We start from the raw sequence: 20232 nt of genomic DNA on the forward strand, positions 1-20232 counted from the left end.
ATGAATCAAATTCTCAAATGCTGGGCAGTAGTCCCGGCAGCTGGCGTCGGCAAACGCATGCAAGCCGACCGCCCCAAACAATATCTGCCGCTGGCCGGCAAGACCGTCATCGAACACACGCTTTCTAGGCTTTTGGGCTCGGGAGCTTTCGTAAAAGTCGCCGTGGCGATTTCTGTCGAAGACCCGTACTGGCCGGAGCTGGACATTTCCAAACACCCCGACGTGATTACCGCGCCCGGCGGCAAGGAACGCGCCGACTCGGTGCTGTCGGCGCTGAAATCCCTACAAGGCTTGGCCGGCGAAGACGACTGGGTGCTGGTCCACGACGCCGCGCGGCCATGTCTGACCGCCGCCGACATTCATTTGCAAATCGACAGTATGAAGGATGACGCCGTCGGCGGCATTCTAGCCTTGAGTTCGCATGACACTCTGAAGCATGTCGACGGCGACACCATCACCGCGACCATAGACCGCAAACACGTCTGGCGGGCGCTGACCCCGCAGATGTTCAAATACGGCATGCTGCGCGACGCCTTGCAGCAAACCGAAGGCAATCCAGCGGTGACAGACGAAGCCAGCGCGCTGGAAATCCTTGGCTTCAAGCCCAGAATCGTCGAAGGCCGCCCCGATAACATCAAAATCACCCGGCCCGACGATCTGGCGCTGGCGCAATTTTATATGGAGCAACAAACATGATTCGAGTCGGTCAAGGTTACGACGTCCACCGTTTCAACGACGGCGACCACATCATTTTGGGCGGTGTCACCATCCCCTACGAAAAAGGCCTGGAGGCCCATTCCGACGGCGACGTGGTGCTGCACGCCTTGGCCGACGCCATCTTGGGCGCGGCGGCGCTTGGCGACATCGGCAAGCACTTCCCGGATACCGATCCCAATTTCAAAGGCGCCGACAGCCGGGTATTGCTGCGCCACGTGTACAGCATCGTCCAGGAGAAAGGCTACAAACTGGTTAACGCCGACGTCACCATCATCGCCCAGGCGCCGAAAATGCTGCCGCACGTGTCGGCGATGCGCGCCAACATCGCGGCCGACTTGGCGGTCGATGTCGATTTCATCAACGTCAAAGCCACCACCACCGAAAAACTCGGCTTCGAAGGCCGTAAGGAAGGCATTGCGGTGCAGGCTGTGGTGCTGATCGAAAAGTGAGCGAATTTCCGTTACCGGACTGGCCTCGCGCTTTCGGCGGCCCATCCGGCACTGGTGACATTAAAACCATCCCCGGCGATTTCTTTGTCGAAGAAATCCTCGGCTTCCAACCGGAAGGCAGTGGCGAGCACGTGTTTCTATTCGTCGAAAAAATCGGCGAAAACACCGAATATGTCGCCCGGCTGCTGGCCCGCCACGCCGGTGTTAGGCAGCGCGACATCGGTTACGCCGGCCTGAAAGACCGACACGGACGCACCCGGCAATGCTTCAGCGTTTGGTTGCCCGGCAAGGTGGAGCCTGATTGGAGAATGTTGCAGGGAGACCATCTGAAAATACTGGAAGCAGTTCGCCACCCACGCAAGTTAAAGCGAGGTGTGCTACAGGGCAATCGATTCGAGATTTTGATCCGTAACTGGCAAGGCGACCGCGAACGTTTGGATGCCCAGCTCGAGCAAGTCAAGCGCTTGGGATTTCCCAATTATTTCGGCGAACAACGTTTTGGTTTCCAAGGCCGCAATGTCGGGCGCGCGGCGGCCATGTTCGGCGGTGTTAGGGTGAAAGCTGAGCAGCGCTCGATTTACCTGTCGGCGGCGCGGTCTTATTTATTTAATCTGATTCTGGCCGAACGGGTGGCGATCGGTAGCTGGAGTACCGGCCTGACTGGCGAGGCTTTTATGCTGGCCGGCAGTCACAGCTATTTTGCCGCGGATGAAATCGATTCGGCGCTGGCGGCGCGACTGGCGGCCGGCGACATTCAGTGCAGCGGTGCGTTGTGGGGCAAGGGCGTTAGTGGGGCTCGCGCCGATGCGCTGGAACTAGAGCAACGAATTGTCGCGGCGCAGCCGATACTGGCGCAAGGTTTGATTTCGGCTGGCCTGACGCAGGATAGGCGAGCGCTCGTGGTTAGGCCGACCGATTTGGTGTGGGGCTTCGAGAGTGAAGCGGTTTTGCGCTTAGGTTTCGGTTTGCCGGCCGGCGCTTACGCTACGGCGCTGCTGCGGGAAATTGTCGCGCTTGACGAGTCGTTAGGCGTGGTCGCGACCTAGATTTTCTTCAGGATTAACTCCAACACCAGTTTGCTGCCGAAATACGCCAGCAGGAGCGACGTAAAGCCGATCAATGTCCATTGCACGGCGCTTTGTCCGCGCCAGCCGTAGCGCAAGCGGCCGAATAGCAGTGCGGAAAATATCAGCCAGGCGAGAATCGACAACACGGTTTTGTGCGCCAGATGCTGTGCAAACAAGTCGTCGATAAACAGAAAGCCGGTCAACAACGAAATGGTTAAAAACCCCAGGCCGGTAGCGATCATTTGGAACAAAAGCGCTTCCATGGCCTGCAACGGCGGTAGCGCTAACATAAATTGCTTGGGGTGATGATGGCGCAGTTGCTGTTCTTGAATCGCCAGTAGAATGGCTTGTACCGCGGCGATATTCAGCAATCCAAAGGCTAAAATCGACGTCAAAATGTGGGCGGTTAATTGCCAGTCGTGATGGGCGAGAGGATGAGGTTTACTCGGATAGGCTAAATTAGCCGCCAGAAGTAATGCCGCCACTGGGAATACCAATACGCCGAGTTTTGCCACCGGCTTATCGAGGGCGGCAAACAGTAGTAACCAGACAACGACCAACGCGGTTAGCGACGCGGTGTTGAAAAAACCGAACGAAAAGCCGTTCTGCTCGTGGATGTTTAGGAAGGTATAAGCGCTGTGCAGGCCGGCCGCGGCCCAAGCCAATTTGAGTGGAAGCGAGGACTGTCTTTGCGCGGCAAGGATTTCTCTAGCGATTCCCGCCCCCGCGAGCGCGTAGGTCAGAATCGATAAAATGCCGATGGCTGTGCTGAGGTACATGGCCGGAAGAATCGAAAGGCGTTGCGAAGCGCTTATGTTAAACTAAGCGGCCTGATTGTCGTAATTCGATTGTTACGGCGGATCATCACCAGGACTTCAGAACTATAAAGACGTAGCTATGTTTGACAATTTATCCGATCGCCTGAGCGGTGCGCTCAAAAAAATCAAGGGTCAGGGCCGCTTGACCGAGGCCAATATCCAGGACACCATGCGGGAAGTGCGAATGGCGTTGCTGGAGGCCGATGTCGCTCTGCCGGTCGTCAACGATTTTATCGAGCAGGTGACGGAACGCGCGCTGGGTCAAGAAGTTCAGACCAGTTTGACGCCGGGGCAAGCTCTGATCAAAGTGGTGCAGGGCGAATTGGTGCGAGTGATGGGCTCGGCCAACGAAGAGCTGAATCTGCGGACCAATCCCCCAGCGCTGATTTTGATGGCGGGCTTGCAAGGTGCGGGCAAGACGACGACGGTCGCCAAGCTTGGCCGGCATTTAAAGGAAAAGAAAAAGAAGCGGGTCGGGGTGGTCAGCGTGGACGTCTATCGTCCGGCGGCAATCAAGCAGTTGCAAACCCTGGCCGACGATCTTGGTCTGAAGTTCTTCGACAGCGAATCCACCGAGCAGCCTGTCGATATTGTTAATCGGGCTATCGATGCCGCCAAGCGCCAGTTTTTGGATGTGTTGATCGTCGACACTGCGGGCCGTCTTCACGTCGACGACGAGATGATGGCTGAAATCAAGGCTCTGCATGCCGCGATCAAGCCGATAGAGACACTGTTCGTCGTCGATAGCATGACCGGTCAGGATGCGGCCAATACCGCCAAGGCTTTTCATGATGCGTTACCGTTGACCGGCGTGATTTTGACCAAGGCCGACGGCGATGCCAGAGGCGGGGCGGCGCTGTCGATTCGGCATATTACCGGTAAGCCGATCAAGTTTATTGGTGTCGGCGAAAAATCCGATGCGTTGGAGCCGTTCTATCCGGATCGATTGGCCTCGCGTATCTTGGGTATGGGTGACGTGTTGTCGCTGATCGAGGACATCGAGCAGAACGTCGACAAGAAAAAAGCCGAGCAGCTCGCCAAGAAGTTGCAGAAGGGCAAAAGTTTTGATCTGGAAGATTTACGCGAGCAGTTGACGCAAATGCAAAACATGGGCGGTATCGGCGCCATGATGGATAAGTTGCCCGGCATGGGCGCGGTGCCGAAAGAAGTTAAGGAAAAGGTCAACGACAAGGATTTGGTGCATCAAATCGCCGTGATCAATTCGATGACCAAGCAAGAGCGGCGCTTTCCCGATCTGATCAAGGGCAGTCGCAAGCAGCGCATCGCCGACGGTTGCGGTCTGGATTTGAATGCTGTCAATCGTGTGTTGAAGCAGCACAAGATGATGGAGAAAATGATGAAAAAGTTTAGCAAAGGCAACATTGTCAACATGATGCGGGGTCTGAAAAGCAATATGCGCGGCATGAAGATGTGATTTTTCAATTTTTTCTTTTCTTGCGCGGCAAATCGCGTAGAATAGGTAGATTAAATTTTTGACTCATTGTTATCTAGGGTGTGCAGATGGTAAGTATTCGTTTGTCCAGAGGCGGCGCTAAAAACCGTCCTTTCTATCATGTCGTCGTAACCGACAGCAGAAGTAGCCGCGACGGGCGCTACATCGAAAGGGTAGGTTTTTTTAATCCTCTGGCGAGAGGCGGCGAGCAGCGCTTGGTTTTGGATACCGAACGCGTTCAATATTGGACCGCTAACGGCGCTCAGCCTTCGGATCGAGTCGCCAAACTGATCAAGGACGCTAGCAAGGCTGTTGCCTAATCCCGCTTGTCTGCCGAAGAGTATTTGAGCGTCGGTCAAATTTCTGGCGTGTTTGGCATCAAAGGATGGGTAAAAGTTTTTTCTTATACCGATCCGCGAGAAAATATCTTGGCTTACTCGCCTTGGTGTCTTAGGAAGAACGATCAAATTCGCGAGTTTAAGGTCCTAGCCGGAAGACGCCAAGGCGCTGCCGTTGTGGCCGAACTTGAAGATTTGGATGATCGCGACGCGGCGATGGCGTTGATGGGGTCGGAGATCCTGATACGTAGACAACAGTTGCCCGAGCCGGCGGATGGCGAGTATTACTGGACCGACTTAATCGGTCTGAGGGTCGTTAATCAGGCCGCGATGGAGTTGGGGGTGGTCGATCATTTGTTGGAGACCGGCGCTAATGACGTTGTGGTGGTTTCGGATGGGCAACAAGAACGCTTGATCCCGTTTTTGATGGGGCAAACAATCCTCAAGGTCGATACCGAAAAAGGCTGCATTTTGGTCGATTGGGACGCCGATTTTTGACGGCTGTTGCGGTATGCGCTTCGATGTGATCAGCATTTTTCCGCGGATGGTCGCCGACGCTGCCGCATTTGGGGTTACCGGTCGGGCGATAGAGCGCGGATTGGTTGATCTTGCTGTTTGGAATCCTCGAGATTTTACTCAAGACCGACATAAAACGGTCGACGACAGGCCTTACGGTGGCGGTCCGGGCATGGTAATGAAATACCAGCCTCTACGTGACGCGGTTGCCTCGGCAAAGCTAGCCGGTTGCGCCGGAGATGGCACTAAAGTCGTGTATTTGAGCCCGCAGGGGCGAGTGATTTCGCAAAATTTGTTGCATGAGGCCAGTCGATTCGAACAGTTGATATTGGTGGCCGGACGCTATGAAGGTGTCGATGAGCGATTTGTCGTTCAAGAATGCGACGAGGAGTGGTCTATCGGCGACTATGTTATCAGTGGCGGAGAGCTTGCCGCGCTGATTGTTATTGATGCGGTGACCCGCTTGCTTCCCGGCGTATTGGGGGATGACGAGTCGGCAAAGCAAGATTCTCATGTGGATGGCTTGTTGGATTGCCCCCACTATACGAGGCCGGAGCATGGCGAGTTCGGTGATGTGCCGGATGTGTTGCTTGGCGGAAATCATGCGGCGATCAAGCGCTGGCGTTTGAAACAAGCGCTGGGCCGCACGTGGATGCGGCGTCCGGAGCTACTCCGGAGTTTGAACTTGACGGCAGAGCAGGAGGCTTTGTTGAGTGAATTTAGAAATGAAATTGTTTAATAGGGTGTGGTTATGAGTAAAATTATTGAAGAGTTGGAAGCGGCTCAGCTTAAACAAAACGTGCCAGAATTTGGCCCAGGCGACACTGTCGTGGTTCAGGTTCGGGTTGTGGACGGCGAGCGGGAAAGATTGCAGGCTTTCGAAGGTATAGTTATCGCCAAACGAAATCGCGGCATGAATTCAGCGTTCACCGTTAGAAAAATTTCCCACGGTGTCGGCGTCGAGCGAGTGTTCCAAACTCATAGCCCCGCCGTCAGCAGTATCGAAGTCAAACGCCGTGGCGATGTGCGTCGAGCCAAGCTGTATTATCTGCGCGACCTGACCGGTAAAGCCGCTCGGATTAAAGAACGACTGTCTTAATGGTGAGGCGGCGACTCGGCGTTAAGCAGAGTCATCAAAAAAGGCAGCCAATTCGCTGCCTTTTTTTTTGCCGGACATTGGGAGTCAACGATGACGTTACACATTCGTTGGGAGGCTGTCGCGGAGGGCGAAACCTGTGTCATCGCCGTGCCATTTTGCGAAGCTAATTTAATCGTCACGATGACTGGCGATGTCGTCGTCGATGCGTCTTGGCGGACTGAGTCGGTACGCGAGGCGGTTTCTTCGTTGGCAAAGCCTTTCGTAGCGTTTCTAACGGAGCCGGAGTTTGTCGAATTGAATGTGACCATGCTGGCGCGCGGTAGCGCACACCGTAACCGGGTTTGGCGAGCCTTGTTGGATATTCCGCCAGGTAAGACCAAAACGTACGCCGAACTTGCCGCGGAATTGGGTTCCGGGCCGAGAGCGGTTGCCGGCGCCTGCCGAGACAATCCGTATGCCGGTTTGATCCCCTGCCATCGTGTCGTTGCCAAATCCGGTTTGGGTGGATTCATGGGAGAGACTTCCGGTGATTATCTGGCGTTGAAAAGCCGCTTGCTAAACTACGAAGCATCCAGGATGCAGAAGTAACCGAGGCCATGAATTCCGCTCAAGTGGTCGAGGCGTTTTTGAACGCCCTGTGGTTGGAATTAGGTCTTAGCGACAATACGTTGGCGGCTTACGCTAGCGATCTAAAACAGTTTTCAAGGTGGCTCAAGGATAAACATTTGCTTGAGGTCGATCAGACCGACATTAAGGGGTTTTTGGCGGCGCGCCATGCACAAGGTACCGGCAATCGTTCGGCGGCCCGGTTTTTATCGTGTTTGCGGCGTTTTTATGGTTATTGGCTGCGCGAGCAACGGATCGAGCGCGATCCTACCCAACTGATCGATGCGCCGAAACTGGGGCGGCCATTGCCTGATACGCTGAGCGAGCGGGATGTCGAACGATTGATCGAGGCGCCGGAGATAGGCGAATTGTTGGGGTTTCGCGATCGGGCAATGTTGGAAGTTCTTTACGCGACCGGATTGCGCGTATCCGAGCTGGTCGAATTGACGTTCGCCCAGCTCAATTTGAGGCAGGGATGGGTGCGAGTGATGGGCAAGGGCGGCAAGGAACGACTAGTGCCGGTCGGTGAAGACGCGCTGGACTGGCTAGAGCGCTATTTCGCTGGTCCGCGATTGGCCTTGTTGGCGGGTAGGCAAAGTGATTTTCTGTTCGTCACCAAGCGCGGCGAGGGCATGACTCGTCAGGCATTTTGGTATTTGATCAAGCGTTACGCTGCGGTAGCCGGCATCGATAAACCCCTGTCTCCGCATACGTTACGCCATGCGTTTGCTACCCATCTTCTTAATCACGGCGCGGATTTGCGGGCGGTACAAATGCTGCTTGGACACTCCGACTTATCGACTACTCAGATATACACTCACGTCGCTCAGCAAAGGCTGAAAGAATTACACACTCAACACCATCCGCGAGGCTAACCATGACCGCTCTGATTCATCCCACGGCTTTTGTTTCACCCGATGCCAGCTTATCCAAGGACGTTCGGGTTGGGCCGTTCGCGGTGATCGAAGCGGGGGCGGAGATCGGTGCCGGTTGCGAAGTCGGTGCGCACGCCGTGGTGCATGGTTGGGTCAAAATGGGTGCCAGGAATATCGTGCATCCTCAAGCGGTGCTGGGTGGTTTGCCTCAGGATCTCGGGTTTGATCCGGCGACGGCATCGTGGCTGGAAATCGGCGACGACAATGCGTTTCGCGAGGGATTTACCGCGCACAGAGCCACCAAACCGGGCGGAAGCACCAAGATCGGCTCCGGCTGTTATTTCATGAACAACAGTCATGTCGCGCACGATTGTTCGGTAGGCGACAAAACCATTTTCGCCAATAACGTGGCGATCGGCGGGCATGTCGATATCGGCAAGAATGTATTCATGGGTGGCGCCGTCGTGGTGCATCAGTTCTGCCGGGTCGGTGCTTACGCGATTGTTCAAGGTACAACGGGCATTAATATGGACGTGCTGCCTTTTATGCTAATCGGTGGCCGGCCGGCCAAACACTATCGCTTGAATTTGGTAGGCTTGCGCCGGGCGGGCATCGTCGGCGATCGGCTGAAATTATTGTCCGCGGCTTTCCGCTTGCTTCGGCATAAAAAATGCCTTGATGAATTGCAATCCAGCGAAGAGCTGCAATACTTAAAAGACTGGCTGGCTGCGGACTCCAAGCGCGGATTGCATGGATTTGTCGAGTTGGCTGACTGAGTTTTTTCCGTGACGGACACGCAATTTCGTATGGTGGGGGGCCGGCTAGCGGTAATCGAGCGGGCGTGTTCGCAATTTTAAGCATCCTTAGGTTATGAAAATCCACGTAGTCGATAATACCGGACAGATCCCGCCATTGTTGCTGATGTCCGAGGAAGACGTTTCGTTTTATAACGACGAAATACAGGCTTTGAATGCCGCCGAGGCCCAGCAGCCCAGCTTGATTTTACTGAGCTTCTCGTTGCGGGGCGATGAAACTCCGGACTATATCGGCTTGTTGTTGAATGCGAGTCCTGCCAGCAAGATCGTGGTGATCGGCGACGAGATCGGCGAGGACCGCATCTTGAATTGTCTGCTTGCCGGCAGTCGAGGCTACCAAAACAGCGGTCCGTTGAGTGGCTATCTGGCGAAAATGATTCAGGTTGTTGCCGACGGCGAGGCCTGGGTGAGCCGAAGAATGGTCGGTCGTTTGCTGGACGTCATCAGTCAGAATAATCTGGTGCTTAGCGTTTAATTGGTCGAATATTGGCTAGTGGCTGCAATCGGCGTGGCGGCTAGCGGTTTAAAAATGCAGAGCGGCTTCGAAGTAGAAGGTTTGAGCCGAAATCGGTAAGTTGTAGGGATAACTAGCGATGGCCGGTTCCTTGCCCTGACTGTCGAACAGGTTGCGTACCGACGCGGTCAAATCGAGCGATCCCATCAGTTTTTTGGCGTTTAACGTCAAGTCCACGGTTTGGTAGTCTTTTAACACCCGGTTATCTCCGATATCGCTAAGCCGATGCCCGACCCAATTGACTTGGGTCTGAATTTGCCATTTGGGATGAAAGTTCCAGGACAATGCGGTGTAAACATGGTGTTCTGGGACGTTGCTGACTCGCCGTTGGGTGGCTCGGTCGACCGCGTATTGCCAAGCGTAATTGCCACGCAAATTCCAGTCGTCGTAGAATTTCCAATCCCATTCGAATTCGCTGCCCAACCCATCTTGACCGGGATTGTTGACCTCGGACAGCGTGGCGCCCTGATTGGTTAATTTGCCGCCGATTAAGTCGTTGATTTCGTAGTAATAGACATTCAATGTGGTTCGCAGGCTCTTCCAGGGGCGGTAATCGAAAGCCAACTCGGTGGTTTCTATCGTCTCCGGACTCAACGAGGCATTGCCGACGAACAGCGGATTATTTTTCTGATACTGCTCGACGAAGCTAGGTGCGCGGTAGGCCTGACCGTACAACAATTTGCCGGTTAGATCGTCGTTAATATCCCAAACCAAGGCTGCTCTTGGGTTCAAAGTACCGCCGAAATCCGAATATTCGTCGTAACGCAAGCCAGCCGTCAATTGCCAATTCTTGGAGATCTGCCATTCGTCCTGCAACGCGACCGACCAGATCGATCGATGGGTGTCGTTCATGAAGGCGTAGGGCGTGCCGGTGACGTCGGTCAGGTCGCCGTTGACGACTAATTGCTGGCCGTCGATGACGCCGATGCCGTAATTGCGCAGTTCGCTGACATTCAATTCCTCGTAACGGAAGCCGGTGATCAATCGGATCAGGTGGTTTTCGAACCCTTTGTAAATACTGGTCAGTTCGGTGCTCGGGACGGTATTTTTGATACCGGGGACGAAACGCATGCCATTCGGAAACGACACAAAGTTGACTAAGGTGGCGGGGTTGAGATTGCCGTTGGCATCCACGGCTAGGTTACCGTTCCCATCGATAGGTAAAACCGTGCCTACTGGAAAGTTACGGCTATTTCCGTTCAAATCGGTGTGCAGAAAACTGGTGTGAAATTGCAGTTCCCAATTTTCCAGGTCGTTCTCGGTCGAGTAACGGACGTCACCTAAATAATGGGCGCCGTCCAGCGTGCCGCTATTATCCAACGCGCCGCTGGCGCCGGCCGGGAAGCCAACGGACTGGTTGTAAGCCCAAAAGTTCAAATCCCAGTGTTGGCGCTGTAAATTCAGATGAGCGTTCCAGCGCTCGCCGGCAGTCTGCATAGCGCCGGGTGCCTGAGACGCGTGCGTGTTCAGCGCGTTATCCAATGCGGTTTGAGCATCGGCCGCCACGATACGATCCGGATTGATCCCGCTATGGCTATATTGCAGGCTACCGGCAACATCCCATTCGCCGTAATGGCCGCCGTGCTGCGCCCAGGTGCTGGTGCGGTCGGCGCTACCGCCGCGCGCGCCTAGCGTGGTACCGTTGAGGTCGCCGGCTTTTTTCGTGACGATATTGATGACGCCGGCGAAGGCGTCGGCGCCGTACAAGGCCGAGCCCGGCCCGCGAATGACTTCGACACGCTGAATGTTTTCGACCGGTACGATCATCCCCGCCATGTGCGAGCCCTGATAAGGAATCGAAAACCGGGTGCCGTTCAACATCAGCAAGACTTCCGAGTTGGTTTGATTACGCATGCCGCGCATCGTATAGGTGTAATCGTTGGTGACCGGTTGAATACTGACGTGCATGCCGGGCACGGTTTCCAGCACTTCGTGTAGCTCGGTGGCGCCCATCGCGCTGATTTGGTCGGCGGTAATCACAGTCGTGACCGCGGCGGATTGCGATACCGATTTGGCGGTCCCCGAGGCAATGCTGACCGAAATATTGGCCAGCTCGGCCGGTGACAGTTCGAGCAAGTCGGTCATGCTCTGGTCTTGACCCTGGGCTGGTTGACCGAGGCCGCATAGCAACACGGCCGGCACTACGCACCGTTTGCCGAAGACGTTGGGTTTGGGCTGACTCATAGTTCTTCCAAGGGTACCGGTTTAGCAATGCCGTAACCCTGGGCGTAATTGACGCCTAAGGTTTTCAACAACTCGAAAATATCGCGGTTTTCGACGAATTCGGCGATGGTTTTCTTGCTCATCACATGAGCGACTTCATTGATCGATTTGACCATGGTCAAATCGACCCGGTCTTCCAAAATATCCTTGACGAATAGGCCGTCGATTTTCAAAAAGTCCACAGGAAGGTTTTTTAGATATGCAAATGAAGACAGGCCGCTGCCGAAGTCGTCCAGCGAAAACAGGCAACCCTTGGTACGCAAGGAATTAATGAACTGGCGGGCGTAGGACAAATTGCTGATGGCGGCGGTTTCAGTAATTTCAAAGCATATCTTATGCGTCGGAATATGCCATTTTTGAAACTGCTCGTCGATAAAGGTCAGCATCGTTTCGTCGGACATCGACAGGCCGGACAGGTTGACCGAGCACATTTCCAGGCGTTCCAGCAGGTTCGGCGTGGTTGCCAAATGCTCGAACAAACGGGAAATCACCCATCGGTCCAGCGGTGGAGCAATGTTGTAGCGCTCGGCGGCCGGCAGGAACGCGCCGGGGGGAATGACTTTGCCCTGTTCGTCGATATAGCGGATCAGCGTTTCGAAATGCAGCCCTTCGTCGTTCGAGGCAATCGGCACGATTAACTGACCGTAAAGCTGGAAACGGTTTTGTTCTATCCCCATCCGGATTTTTTCGACCCATTGCATTTCGCCTTGTCGCAACGTCAATTCTTCGTCGTCGGGGCTGAAGACGTGGACGCGGTTCCGTCCTTTTTCCTTGGCGGCGTAGCAGGCGGCGTCGGCTTCCTTGAGTATGTCGACCGCATTGCCGCTGGTCAGATTGATCGGAGCGATACCGACGCTGACGCCGATATTAAAGCTACGATTTTCCCAGGCAAACTGAAAGTCGCAAATGATGTTGCGCAGTTTCTCGCAGGTCGAGAAGGCTTGCTCGACCGAACAATGCGACATCAAAATGCCGAACTCGTCGCCGCCCAGTCGCGCCAAAATGTCGGTCTTACGGACCTGGTGGCGCAGGACTTCGCCCAATTGACGCAGTAGTTCGTCGCCCGCCAAATGACCGCAGGTATCGTTGACGATCTTGAATTGGTCCAAATCCAAATAACACAGCACGTGTTCGCTTTCGTCGATTTCGGCTTGAGACACCAAACTCTGGATGTGAATATCGAATTGGCGCCGGTTGACCAGACCGGTCAGTTCGTCGTGGCTGGCCTGATAGGCGATTTTTTCCGACAGCCGGCGGGTTTCGGTGATGTCCTCGCAGACCAGTAACAAGCGCTGGAAGTTGGACTCGTCGGTGACCAGACGCGCGGTTTCCCTGACCCAAATCACGTTGCCGTTGCGGCAAATTTTGCGGCTTTCCTGGCGATGAATCAGTTCCGGGTGGTGGCGGCAAGTCTCGAAAAACTGTTCGAAACCGGCGGCATCGTCCGGATGCGAGAAGTTGCTGATCGCGCAGCCTTGCAATTCTTCGACGCCCAAACCCAATTGCTTCGCGCCGAAGCGATTGACCGATACGATGCGGCCTTGCATGTCCAGATTGAAGACCATGGTCGGATTGTTGTCGTAGAGCGCCTGGTAGTTGTTTTTGACCGCGATTAAGGCTTTGTTTTGGGTTTCTACGGTGTCGAGCATGTCGTTGAAGGCATCGACCAGAATGCCCATTTCGTCGCTGCTGTGCTTTTCGGCTCGTAGCGAATAATCGTGATCTTGGCTGACTCTCTGCGCGGTTTTGGCGAGCTGGGCGACCGGCAATGCGACTCGGTTCAACAGTGGGACGGTTAGCAAAAAGGTGATGAACAACGCGACGAAGAGAACCGCAATAATCAAGCTGACGAATTTCAGTTCTCGCCAAATCGCCGCACTCAAGTCCGAGGCCAGATACACTGCCCCGATTTCTTCGCTGTCAACCACCATCGCCTGGTATACATACAGCATCAAATTGTCGTAATGGGTATGCAGACCGTAGGCAACGTCCGGGCAGGGTAGGGCCTGATTGTCCAGTGAGGTAAACAGATGACCTTTCTTGACGTAAACGCAAGCGCTACGCAAGTCCGGAAAACTGTTCAACGAAATCAGGTTTTCCTTGGCGACGCCGGCGTCGTCGAACATCACCGCGGCCACGCTGCGGTTGGCGATCAGACTGGCGACGGCCTGCAGATCGTCTTGAGCCTTGCGCTTGACGTCGGCGGCATTGATCGTGACGAGAATGACCAGGGCCAGCAACATCGAAAATAGGGCGGAGGTCACCGCGATTGTCAGCAGCTTCGTTTTAATGGAGAGGGCGGTAAACCATTTATTCACGGCCGCCTCCTTCCACCAATGTGGCGACTTCGATCAGTTTAGCGCTGATCGATAGTCCGCTTTGCTTCAAAGCCTTTAAGTTGATATGCAGGCGCACTTTTTCATCGTCGAGCACGAAACCTATCATGCCGCCGGATTCGGCGAAGAAGGGCTGGCTACTGACTGTCAGCGTTTTACCGAGGTTGCCGACCAGCAAGACGCCGGTCAGATTGATGTCGATGCGTTGTTCGGTCTTTTCGGCGTACAGAATCTGGCAATCCTGCGCCTGTTTTAGGGAATCGAGGTGGCGCAAACGGATAGGTTTGTCGGCGACCGTTTTGGTCTCCAGCGTGTCGAGCAGATTGCCGAACGGGTTGTCGCCAATCAAGCAAATGTTGAACGACGGCCCAGGGTTGTTTGGCCAAGTGATGAATTTGGTGAAATTATAAAGGTAAGCGGCCTTGATTTTGTATTCCAGATTCGGTTCGTCGGCATGCGCTGTACTTAACACCCAGCCACAGACGAGCGCTGATTTGGCGTAAAACGCTGCACGCTGCAATGCAACATTGCAGTGGGACGAAAAGATCGGAAACAAAATTATTCTCTACCGGGCAAGAGTACACGGCAAGAATAGTAGAAATACTAAGGGTTGCTGAAAAAAACCTCCAGTGCGCCGACCATGTAAGCGTGGTCGGCGACGCCGGCGCTTTCCCTGGCGCTGTGCATCGCCCACATCGGCGAGCCGACATCGACGCTACGTATACCCAGCTTCGCGGAGGTGATCGGACCTATCGTGCTGCCGCAGGGCAGATCGCCGCGATGCGCGTACTTTTGATAGGGCACGCCGGCCTGTTGGCAGAACTGGGCGAAAACCGCTTCGGATACGCATTCGCTGGCGTAGCGGTGATTGACGTTGATCTTAATCACCGGTCCGTGATTGACCAGGATTTTATGGCCAGGCTCGTAAGCGGTTGGGAAATTCGGTTGGTAGGCGTGCGCCATGTCGGCGCTGACCAGAAAACTTTGCGCCAGCGCGCGCGGATAATTGTCTGGCCGATCGCCGCATGCCCCGGCAATTCGAGACAGAACGTCGGCCAGGAAGCTGCCGGCCGCGCCCTTGTTGCTTTCGCTGCCGACTTCTTCGTGGTCGAAAAAGGCGCATACCCGGGTAGCCGCCACGAGTTGTTCCCGGCAATTCAGCAAGGCGGTCAGGCCGGCGTGGCAGGACGCCAAATTGTCGAGTTGGCTGTCGGCGATGAATTGTCGATCCGCGCCCCAGAACGCACCTTTTTGGCTGTCGTGGACGTTGAGCTCCCAGCTTAAAATTTGGTCCGCCGTCAAGCCGGAAGCCGATTCCAGTAGGCCGTAAAACACGTCGTTTGCCGGGCTATCGCCCGGCAGATTGGCTAGCAGCAGCGGCAGCTCCGTTTGTTTATTCAGTTTGAGGCCATCCTCGTTGACGGCGCGGTTCATATGGATGGCCAAGTTCGGCAGGCGCAGCAGCGGCTCGGCAAATCGGACCAGCGTCGTGGCCACGCTACCATCGCCGTCGCGGTAAGCGATGCGCCCGGCCAGACTTAAATCGCGGTCGGCGAAAGTGGCTAAGATCGGTCCGCCGTAAACTTCGACGGCAATGCGTACGAATCGATCGCTGTCGACGACCGGTCGTGGCTTTACCCGCAAACCCGGAGAATCGGTATGGGCGCCAAGGATCTTGAATCCGGCTTCGGCCGGCGCGGCGGCGCCGACGATGAACGCAACGATGGACGAAGCGTCTCGAATCACATAATATCGGCCGCCAAGGCTTAACGGCCAGACTGCGCTTTCCTCCAGTTTTTGGAAACCGTGCGACAGCAGGCGCTGTTCCATGGTGGCAGCCGCGTGCCAGGGGCTGGGGCTGGCGTCGATGAAATCCAGTAAATCTTGAGCGAGTTGCGGAGAGGTCATGACTTTTCTAGATCCAACGCAACCGAGTTGATGCAATAACGCTGACCGGTCGGTTGCGGACCGTCCGGGAAAACATGGCCGAGGTGGGCACCGCAGGAGCGACAGGTGACTTCGATGCGACGCATGCCGTGACTGGTATCGAGCGACTGCTCCAGACTTTCGCCGGCGATGGGGGCCCAGAAGCTGGGCCAGCCGCAGCCGGAGTGGAATTTTTGATCGGACGAAAACAAGGGTTCGCCGCAACACACGCAACGATAGACGCCAGCTTCCTCGCAATCGGTATACTTGCCGGTGAACGGCGGTTCGGTACCTTTTTCTCGGCAGACGTGGTATTGCTCGGGGCTGAGTTTTTCGCGCCAGATTTGTTCGCTATCGTCTTGGTCGGCCATGTCGTTATTCCGGAAATTTGCTGGGATGTCGCATTGTACCCAGACTTGATCCAAGGCCAAAGTATGTCGCGCCCACGAATACCCACCGCGAGTGCGCGAATGTAACAATCTTCTATAGTTACGGACAATTCGGAAGAGGTCCGGATTCGAGGAAGGGTAGATTTTGGTTGCGTATGTTAGAAAATTCTAATATTCTAGGTTTCGCACGGTCGGTGGCTTTTATAACACGATAAAGAATAACGATAGACTCGGCCGCGTATTCGTTTAGACATCAGCGAGAGGAGCATGTCATGGCAAGAATCGTAGTATTAGGCGCGGGCATCGGTGGCGTGCCGATGGCGTATGAAATGAAGGAAATCGTCGGCAAGGCTCACGAAGTGGTCGTGATATCCGACACCCCGACGTTCCACTTCGTCCCTTCGAACCCGTGGATACCGCCGAAATGGCGCAAGCCGGAAGATTTGAAAATCGAATTGGCGCCGGTGATGGCCAAGAAAGGCATCAACTTCGTACAGAAGTCCGCCAGCAAAGTCGATCCGGCAAATAATAAAGTCGATCTGGCGGACGGCACGTCGGTGGAATACGACTTTTTGGTGATCGCCACCGGACCTCGCTTGGCCTTCGACGAAGTGCCCGGTTTGGGGCCGCACGGCGGGCATACCTCGTCGGTTTGCCACGTCGATCACGCCGCATTGGCCTCCGATGATTGGGACCGCTTCATGGACGATCCCGGCCCGATCGTCATCGGCGCGGTGCAAGGGGCGTCGTGTTTCGGCCCGGCTTACGAATATCTGATGATCATCGAAACCGAATTGCGCAAACGCAAGATTCGCGACAAAGTACCGATGACCTTCGTGACTTCCGAACCCTACATCGGCCATTTGGGCTTGGGTGGCGTCGGCGATACCAAAGGGTTATTGGAAAGCGCTTTGCGCGATAAGACCATCAAATGGATCACCAACGCCAAGGTCGACAAAATCGAACAGGGCATGATGTATGTCACCGAAGTTGACGACGACGGCAACGAAAAGAAAAAGCACGAGGTGCCGTTCAAGCATTCGATGATGCTGCCGGCTTTCACCGGTGTCGACGCGGTACGCCACTGCGGCGCCGAAGGCCTGACCAACCCGCGCGGCTTTGTCATCGTCGATGAGTATCAACGTAACCCGACCTATAAAAATGTTTACTCGGTCGGCGTTTGCGTGGCCCTGCCGCCGGTTGAAAAAACCCCGGTGCCGACCGGGACCCCGAAAACCGGTTACATGATCGAATCGATGGTTACCGCGACCGCGCACAATATCCGTGACGAATTGGCCGGCAAACAGCCGACCGACAAACCGAGTTTGAGCGCGTTGTGTCTGGCGGACCTAGGCGATAGCGGCGTTGCCTTCTTGGCCGTACCGCAGATTCCACCGCGTAACACCACTTGGTCGGCTCATGGCAAGTGGGTGCATCTGGCGAAGATTGCGTTCGAAAAATACTTTATGCGCAAGGTTAGAAAAGGCATTAGCGAACCCTTCTACGAACGAATGATGTTGAAATTCATGGGTGTGGTGCGTTTGAAATAGGAGGTCCTTATGTCCATCGATCGCTGGGTGATGGCGTTTGCCGGTTCGTTCATCTTGTCGAGCCTGGCCTTGGCGCATTGGCATTCGCCGAATTGGTTATGGTTTACCGCCTTTGTCGGTGCGAACCTGCTGCAAGCCGCATTCACTGGTTTTTGTCCTCTGGCGATTATTTTGAGAAAGCTCGGCGTCAAGCCTGGCCGCGCATTTTAGTCGTTCCCTCTCGGTCGGGCCGCGCAGTCAAGGCGGCCTGGCCTTTTTTTTTCGCTTGGCTGATAGTCAATCGCCTATTTTAGGACTTGAAATTTTGCAAAGCGCTCCTAAATCCAAGTCGGACGAACCGTTAGCCGGTTCGGTAACCGTGATCTTGAAATTTAGGAGGATGGAATGATGCGAGTCGAATACACCCCAATATATCGTCCTAACCTGGCTTCCGGCCAATGGGCCGCCATGCTGGACGGGATTTTGCAAACCGATCGGGCCAACTACGATTACCCACCTTACGACATTGAACTCGTCGAGGATAAACAGTACGCGATCAGTTTAGCGGTAGCTGGTTTCTCCCCGGAACAACTCACTATCGAAACCGAAAACAAGGTGTTGACCGTTAAGGGCGAAAAACCTCGGGCGGGCGATAAACGGCATTTTTTGCACGAAGGCATTGTCAGTCGCAATTTTGAGCGACGCTTCAATTTGGCCGAACACATCGAAGTGGCGGGCGCCCATTACCGCGACGGCATCCTGACCGTGCGCTTGACTAAGCGAGTGCCGGAAGCGATGAAGCCGCGCCGCATCGAAATCGATAGCGCCGGTCAAGTTTTAAGCCACGACGCGGCTGAAGTTAGCGTGGTTTGAGTTCCGCGGATCGAAGCGGTTTTTCCTGAATGAAGGTCGCCGGGTCTTACCGGCGGCCTTTGCACGGATAAAACGGCGAGCGGGTTGCACTAGCCGTCGTCTTGGCAGCCGAAATGGTATTGGTAGTCGGCCATCGACCGTTTAATCACTTCGTGCGCTTCCTGTCTACCGTAGACGTGAGTAATTTCGCAAACGCTTTTCTCGCTGGGTAGGTGTTTGTAAGTCAAAAAGTAGTGTTTCAGACGGTTGATGTAGGATTCCGGACAATCGGAAACGTCGCGCCATTGCCGGTAAAACTCGTCGCCCTTCATCACCGCGATGATCTTGTCGTCGGCCTCGCCACCGTCCAACAGTCGGAAACCTCCGATCGGTATCGCTTGCAGCAAGATGTCGCCGTGCGTCACGCTACGTTCGCTGAGTACGCAAATATCCAACGGGTCGCCGTCGCCCTTGCTGACCGGCCGGCCGGATTGCGCGGCTGCATATTCGGCGATTTTTTCAGCGCAATAGGTGCGCGGGATAAAGCCGTACAGGGTCGGAATCATATTGGAAAATTTCTGAGGTCGGTCGATTTTCAGATAGCCGCTGTGTTTGTCGATCTCATATTTGACGGTATCGGACGGCACGATTTCGATAAATGCGGTGACGATGTCCGGAGCGCTATCGCCGGGAGCGATGCCGTGCCAGGGATGAGCTTTGTGTAGGATATTCATGGAATCGGAGGAGTTGGATTCAAAGGGGTTATTTTAGCCGGGTTATTGGCGGCGGCGCTTGTCGGGTTGCCGCGAATGCCGACTGCGTCAGGTTCGAGATTTTCTACGGAGACGGAGACTGTCAATTCGTGATTCTGGCCGCCGAAAATCACGCCCTTCAGCGGTGCGACGTCGCCGTAGTCGCGGCCCCAGGCCACGGTAATATGGCGGTCGCCGGGCAGTTGATTGTTGGTGGGGTCGAAATCCAGCCAGCCCAGTTCCGGCAGAAACACCGAAAACCACGCGTGCGAGGCGTCGGCGCCGATCAATTTTTCGACGCCCGGCGGCGGTAGGGTTTCGATATAGCCGCTGACATACCGGGCCGCCAAGCCTTGCGAGCGGATGCAACCAATCGCCAGGTGGGCGAAATCTTGACAGACTCCGCGCCGATGCTCCAGCACTTCGCTCAGTGGGGTCGCCAGATTGCTGAAATGCGGATCGAAAGTAAAGTCGCGGAAGATACGCTGCATCAAATCGTGAACCGCTTCGATCAATGGTCGGCCGGGCGTGAAAGACGCGCCGGCATACTCGGCCAGGTCCGCCGAGGGCGGGATATAGGGCGACGTCAGCGAGAATTGGCGGGCCTCCTGCATCGCTTCGCCGGTATCGGCGGACAGTGCCGCCTTGACGCTTTCCCAATCGGCCGATTCGCACCAGTCCAACTGGGCTGGCACCGGGGCGACGACAATATCGCTAATGGCGGTGACCGCGAATTCCCGATGGGGTTCTCGGATTGAAAACCAGGTGACCCTGTTGCCGAAAAAATCGCTGCGCAGTCGGTAATCGCTGGGCTTGGGGCTGATTTCCAGCGTCGAGGCCAGCAGTTGTTGGTGCGGGCACGCGCGAGGCTGCATCCTGACTTCGTTGTAAGACAGGGCTACCATGTCGCGATAACGGTAACGGGTGGTATGGGTAACGCGGTAGCGCATGCGGCCTC

The 20232-nt window shown here is 55.2% G+C and carries 23 protein-coding genes; 15 read left to right on the top strand and 8 right to left on the bottom strand.

Annotation, left to right across the window (positions count from 1 at the left end):
* The 3 genes from ispD to truD are packed head-to-tail and all read left to right on the top strand — an operon-like array spanning position 1 to position 2212.
* A complete protein-coding gene (gene ispD / locus A1355_RS19985) occupies positions 1 to 696 on the top strand; it encodes a 2-C-methyl-D-erythritol 4-phosphate cytidylyltransferase (protein ID WP_064031044.1) in 696 nt (231 codons plus the stop codon).
* Positions 693 to 1166, top strand: a complete 474-nt coding sequence (gene ispF, locus A1355_RS19990) for a 2-C-methyl-D-erythritol 2,4-cyclodiphosphate synthase (protein WP_064031045.1) — start codon at positions 693 to 695, stop codon at positions 1164 to 1166. The genes ispD and ispF overlap by 4 nt, the downstream gene beginning before the upstream one ends.
* Positions 1163 to 2212, top strand: coding sequence for a tRNA pseudouridine(13) synthase TruD (truD, locus tag A1355_RS19995; RefSeq protein WP_064031046.1), 1050 nt, complete (start codon positions 1163 to 1165; stop codon positions 2210 to 2212). The genes ispF and truD overlap by 4 nt, the downstream gene beginning before the upstream one ends.
* Here truD and A1355_RS20000 read toward each other — a convergent pair.
* Positions 2209 to 3012 carry a cytochrome C assembly family protein gene (locus A1355_RS20000; protein ID WP_064031047.1) on the bottom strand — a complete coding sequence of 268 codons (804 nt, stop codon included), beginning with the start codon at positions 3010 to 3012 and terminating at the stop codon, positions 2209 to 2211. The two genes, truD and A1355_RS20000, sit on opposite strands and share 4 nt — an antisense overlap.
* 118 nt (positions 3013 to 3130) lie before the next feature.
* Between A1355_RS20000 and ffh the strand changes: the two genes are divergently transcribed.
* The 9 genes from ffh (at position 3131) to A1355_RS20045 (ending at position 9228) form a co-directional block, all read left to right on the top strand.
* A complete protein-coding gene (gene ffh, locus A1355_RS20005) occupies positions 3131 to 4486 on the top strand; it encodes a signal recognition particle protein (protein ID WP_064031048.1) in 1356 nt (451 codons plus the stop codon).
* Between the two features lie 86 nt (positions 4487 to 4572).
* A complete protein-coding gene (gene rpsP, locus A1355_RS20010) occupies positions 4573 to 4824 on the top strand; it encodes a 30S ribosomal protein S16 (RefSeq protein ID WP_064031049.1) in 252 nt (83 codons plus the stop codon).
* 6 nt (positions 4825 to 4830) lie between these two features.
* Positions 4831 to 5340, top strand: a complete 510-nt coding sequence (gene rimM / locus A1355_RS20015) for a ribosome maturation factor RimM (RefSeq protein WP_064031050.1) — start codon at positions 4831 to 4833, stop codon at positions 5338 to 5340.
* Between the two features lie 13 nt (positions 5341 to 5353).
* The gene (trmD, locus tag A1355_RS20020) at positions 5354 to 6097 is read left to right on the top strand and encodes a tRNA (guanosine(37)-N1)-methyltransferase TrmD (RefSeq protein WP_064031051.1); all 744 of its coding nucleotides are present in this window, start codon (positions 5354 to 5356) and stop codon (positions 6095 to 6097) included.
* 12 nt (positions 6098 to 6109) lie between these two features.
* Positions 6110 to 6457 (top strand): 50S ribosomal protein L19, encoded by a 348-nt coding sequence (rplS, locus tag A1355_RS20025; RefSeq protein ID WP_064031052.1) that lies wholly within the window; start codon positions 6110 to 6112, stop codon positions 6455 to 6457.
* A 90-nt stretch (positions 6458 to 6547) separates the two neighbouring features.
* On the top strand, positions 6548 to 7045 hold the full coding sequence (locus A1355_RS20030) for a methylated-DNA--[protein]-cysteine S-methyltransferase (RefSeq protein WP_064031053.1): 498 nt from the start codon (positions 6548 to 6550) through the stop codon (positions 7043 to 7045).
* Positions 7046 to 7053: 8 nt separating this feature from the next.
* The gene (gene xerD, locus A1355_RS20035; protein ID WP_064031054.1) at positions 7054 to 7938 is read left to right on the top strand and encodes a site-specific tyrosine recombinase XerD; all 885 of its coding nucleotides are present in this window, start codon (positions 7054 to 7056) and stop codon (positions 7936 to 7938) included.
* 2 nt (positions 7939 to 7940) lie between these two features.
* Positions 7941 to 8714 carry an acyl-ACP--UDP-N-acetylglucosamine O-acyltransferase gene (gene lpxA, locus A1355_RS20040; RefSeq protein ID WP_064031055.1) on the top strand — a complete coding sequence of 258 codons (774 nt, stop codon included), beginning with the start codon at positions 7941 to 7943 and terminating at the stop codon, positions 8712 to 8714.
* Between the two features lie 94 nt (positions 8715 to 8808).
* Complete coding sequence (locus A1355_RS20045; RefSeq protein WP_064031056.1) at positions 8809 to 9228, top strand: response regulator transcription factor; 420 nt, start codon at positions 8809 to 8811, stop codon at positions 9226 to 9228.
* A 48-nt stretch (positions 9229 to 9276) separates the two neighbouring features.
* On the opposite strand, the gene A1355_RS20050 is transcribed toward A1355_RS20045, so the two are convergent.
* The 5 genes from A1355_RS20050 to msrB all read right to left on the bottom strand — a co-directional run bounded on the left by A1355_RS20050 (position 9277) and on the right by msrB (position 16123).
* The gene (locus A1355_RS20050; protein ID WP_064031057.1) at positions 9277 to 11451 is read right to left on the bottom strand and encodes a TonB-dependent receptor plug domain-containing protein; all 2175 of its coding nucleotides are present in this window, start codon (positions 11449 to 11451) and stop codon (positions 9277 to 9279) included.
* The gene (locus tag A1355_RS20055) at positions 11448 to 13808 is read right to left on the bottom strand and encodes an EAL domain-containing protein (protein WP_064031058.1); all 2361 of its coding nucleotides are present in this window, start codon (positions 13806 to 13808) and stop codon (positions 11448 to 11450) included. Before A1355_RS20055 ends, A1355_RS20050 begins: the two co-directional genes overlap by 4 nt.
* A complete protein-coding gene (locus tag A1355_RS20060) occupies positions 13801 to 14298 on the bottom strand; it encodes a YfiR family protein (protein ID WP_231883738.1) in 498 nt (165 codons plus the stop codon). Before A1355_RS20060 ends, A1355_RS20055 begins: the two co-directional genes overlap by 8 nt.
* Positions 14299 to 14429: 131 nt before the next feature.
* A complete protein-coding gene (locus A1355_RS20065; protein ID WP_064031060.1) occupies positions 14430 to 15734 on the bottom strand; it encodes a M18 family aminopeptidase in 1305 nt (434 codons plus the stop codon).
* Positions 15731 to 16123 carry a peptide-methionine (R)-S-oxide reductase MsrB gene (msrB, locus tag A1355_RS20070; protein ID WP_064031061.1) on the bottom strand — a complete coding sequence of 131 codons (393 nt, stop codon included), beginning with the start codon at positions 16121 to 16123 and terminating at the stop codon, positions 15731 to 15733. Before msrB ends, A1355_RS20065 begins: the two co-directional genes overlap by 4 nt.
* A 290-nt stretch (positions 16124 to 16413) precedes the next feature.
* On the opposite strand from msrB, the gene A1355_RS20075 reads away from it, so the two are divergent.
* From A1355_RS20075 to A1355_RS20085, 3 genes are all read left to right on the top strand, one after another.
* Positions 16414 to 17691, top strand: coding sequence for an NAD(P)/FAD-dependent oxidoreductase (locus tag A1355_RS20075; protein WP_064031062.1), 1278 nt, complete (start codon positions 16414 to 16416; stop codon positions 17689 to 17691).
* 9 nt (positions 17692 to 17700) lie between these two features.
* On the top strand, positions 17701 to 17901 hold the full coding sequence (locus tag A1355_RS20080) for a YgaP family membrane protein (protein ID WP_064031063.1): 201 nt from the start codon (positions 17701 to 17703) through the stop codon (positions 17899 to 17901).
* A 174-nt stretch (positions 17902 to 18075) separates the two neighbouring features.
* Positions 18076 to 18543 carry an Hsp20 family protein gene (locus A1355_RS20085; protein ID WP_064031064.1) on the top strand — a complete coding sequence of 156 codons (468 nt, stop codon included), beginning with the start codon at positions 18076 to 18078 and terminating at the stop codon, positions 18541 to 18543.
* An 89-nt stretch (positions 18544 to 18632) separates the two neighbouring features.
* Here the strand turns inward: A1355_RS20085 and A1355_RS20090 are convergent, their stop codons facing one another.
* Both A1355_RS20090 and A1355_RS20095 read right to left on the bottom strand, forming a co-directional pair.
* Entirely contained in the window at positions 18633 to 19256 is a 624-nt protein-coding gene (locus A1355_RS20090; RefSeq protein ID WP_064031065.1) for an inorganic pyrophosphatase, read from the bottom strand.
* On the bottom strand, positions 19253 to 20224 hold the full coding sequence (locus A1355_RS20095; protein WP_082885669.1) for a transglutaminase family protein: 972 nt from the start codon (positions 20222 to 20224) through the stop codon (positions 19253 to 19255). Before A1355_RS20095 ends, A1355_RS20090 begins: the two co-directional genes overlap by 4 nt.
* Between the last annotated feature and the right edge of the window lie 8 nt (positions 20225 to 20232).

The sequence above is a fragment of the Methylomonas koyamae genome, assembly GCF_001644025.1.
In the GTDB taxonomy this organism is placed as follows: Bacteria; Pseudomonadota; Gammaproteobacteria; order Methylococcales; family Methylomonadaceae; genus Methylomonas; species Methylomonas koyamae_A.